Raw genomic sequence first — 2,393 nt, 5'->3', positions numbered from 1 at the left:
CACCGGCACGTCCACCGGGAGCTGGATGTCGTTGCCGGAGATCAGCCCGGGCGAGCCGGCCGCGGCGCCCTCGGCGCCGGCCCCGTCGGCCGCGAACGCGGCGGACACCGGCAGCGCCACGGACACCGCGCCGGAGGCGGCGACGACGGCGGCGGCGGCGATCACACCGTTTCGGGTAGCCCGTCTCATAGGTTCCCTGCCTTCCAGACATGGTCGCGGGCACTCGCCCGCACCTCTTCAAACGCAGTTGAGCCATCCGAGTTATGGCTTATCGGGCTTTCACCCCATCGAGTGGCAGGGTTATCGAACCGCGGGCAAAGCCGGCCAATGATCACCAACGGGAAGTCAGGGCGCGAAGGGTACGGCACCGGGTGCCGTACCGCTCGCCCGGAGGCGGGCCGCCGGGGGCCCGCTTATGGTGATCGGGAGGGCGCCGTCCCGGTCCGCTGCGGGCGCCCCGGGAGGCGATCGATGCTGGCCAAGCTGTCCACACGGCCCACCGTGCGCCGCTGCGCGGGCGCCTCGGCCCTCGCCCTGGCGCTGCTCGGATCCGGCCTGCCCACCGCGGCGGCGGCCGGCCGGTCCCAGCCCGACCTGTCCCGGTTCTACCGGCAGAAGGTGGCCTGGGCGGCCTGCACGGGCCCGGACATGCCCCGGGACCTGCAGTGCGGCAGGGTGACGGTCCCGCTCGACTACGCCCGGCCCGACGCGGGCACGCTCGACATCGCGCTGGCCCGCTACCGCGCCACCGGGAGGTCCCAGGGTTCGGTGCTGCTGAACTTCGGCGGCCCCGGCGGTGCGGGCATCAGTGAACTTGCCTCCGACGGCCGGAAGTTCATGGATCTGACCAACGGCTACGACGTGGTCACCTTCGACCCGCGCGGCGTCGGCCGCTCCTCCCCCGTCAGCTGCGGCGAGGGCGGCGACCAGGCGCCGGCCGCGGCCGGCGAGAACACGGACATCAGCCATCCGCAGCCGCTGCTGCAGCAGTTGCGGCAGGCCGCCGACGAGTGCGCGCGCAACTCCGGACCGGTCCTGCCCCACATAGGCACCGTGAACACCTCCCGCGACCTGGACGTCATCCGCCAGGCCCTCGGCGACAAGAAGCTCAACTACCTGGGCTTCTCCTACGGGACACGGCTCGGCGCGGTGTACGCGGCGCAGTTCCCGCACAACGTCGGCAGGCTGGCCCTGGACGGCGTCGACACCCTCACCGAGCCGCTGTCCGAGCAGGGCGTCGCGGGCGCGGAGGGGCAGCAGACCGCGCTGGACGACTTCCTGGACTGGTGTACGACGGACATCGCGTGCCCGTTCGGGCAGGACCGGCGCATGGCCGGCGACGAAGTGGTCCGGCTGGTGCGCTCGCTGGACCGGACCCCGGAGCCCACGGACTTCGGCGGCTCGTTCGCCGGCCAGGACCTGGTGGGCGCCATCGGACAGGCGCTCTACAGCAAGGAGTTGTGGCCCTCGCTGGAGCGCGCGCTGGCCTCGCTGACGCAGGACGGCGACACCCGGGGCGTGCTGGCCTTCGCCACCGGCGGCAGCGGCCTGCCCCGCGACCGGCACCCGGCGAACGGCGGTCTGGTCGATCCGCAGAACGTGCCGATGGACAACCTGCAGGCCGCGCTGACGGCGATCAACTGCGCGGACGACCCCGACCGCCCCGACGCGGCGCGGGTGTCCAAGGACCTCAAGGACCTGCGGGCCGCCTACGACCAGGCCTCCCCCGTCTTCGGCCACTACCGGCTCACCCAGCTGCTGATGTGCTTCGGCCGCTCCAAGGGCACGGACTACATCCGCGACCAGGTGAGGAACGTCCCCTCGGCGCCGATGCTCCTCGTGGGCACGCGCGGCGACCCGGCGACGCCGTACCGGTGGACCGTGGAGACCGCCAAACGGCTCGGTTCCTCCGCGGTGGTGCTCGACAACAAGGGGGAGGGCCACACCGGGTACGGGTCCTCCAAGTGCGTGCACCGCAAGATCAACGACTTCCTGCTCTACGGCTCCCTGCCCCCGACCGGCAGCTCCTGCCCGGCGGACGGCAAGGACTGGAGCTCCACCGTGAAACCGGCCGGCCGATGACACGACCGGCGCAGCATCCCGTACGTGACCGCGACAGGGGGTAACCACCATGCGCATCCGTACCGCCATCGCCGTACCCGTCGCCTCGGCCGCCGCGGCGGCCCTGCTGGTGGCCGCGCCGCCGGGCCGGGCGGCCACCGGTGATCACTGGGCCGGCCGCTGCGCCGAGCGGTCGCTGACGCTGCGGGCGAGTGCCGTGGCCGGCGAGCCGGCCGTGCTGCTGCCGCCTGCCTCCGATGGGCACAGATCACTTCAGGTGATCGGGAAGCGGTGCACTCGGGCGTGACGCGAGCTACTCGTGGGCGCACGGT

Annotated in this window: 3 protein-coding genes; 2 read left to right on the top strand and 1 reads right to left on the bottom strand. The window is 72.9% G+C overall.

What is annotated here, in order from left to right; genetic code table 11:
* On the bottom strand, positions 1 to 189 hold a 189-nt coding region (locus ACWEN3_RS45395; protein ID WP_452984170.1), incomplete at its 3' end, for a chaplin family protein.
* A gap of 282 nt (positions 190 to 471) precedes the next feature.
* Between ACWEN3_RS45395 and ACWEN3_RS45390 the strand changes: the two genes are divergently transcribed.
* Both ACWEN3_RS45390 and ACWEN3_RS45385 read left to right on the top strand, forming a co-directional pair.
* Positions 472 to 2,082: an alpha/beta hydrolase gene (locus tag ACWEN3_RS45390; RefSeq protein WP_452984168.1), complete on the top strand. Its 1,611-nt coding sequence runs from the start codon at positions 472 to 474 to the stop codon at positions 2,080 to 2,082.
* A 49-nt stretch (positions 2,083 to 2,131) separates the two neighbouring features.
* Complete coding sequence (locus ACWEN3_RS45385; RefSeq protein WP_452984166.1) at positions 2,132 to 2,368, top strand: hypothetical protein; 237 nt, start codon at positions 2,132 to 2,134, stop codon at positions 2,366 to 2,368.
* Positions 2,369 to 2,393 lie beyond the last annotated feature (25 nt).

It is taken from the genome of Streptomyces sp. NPDC004561 (assembly GCF_053602155.1).
Note: the sequence above shows the minus strand (reverse complement) of the source record. Positions and strands in the feature narration are given on the sequence as shown.

Excerpts from the sequence above, each read along its gene's own strand:
- ACWEN3_RS45390 (WP_452984168.1), top strand. The coding sequence starts at position 472 with ATGCTGGCCAAGCTGTCCACACGGCCCACCGTGCGCCGCTGCGCGGGC.
- ACWEN3_RS45385 (WP_452984166.1), top strand. The coding sequence starts at position 2,132 with ATGCGCATCCGTACCGCCATCGCCGTACCCGTCGCCTCGGCCGCCGCG.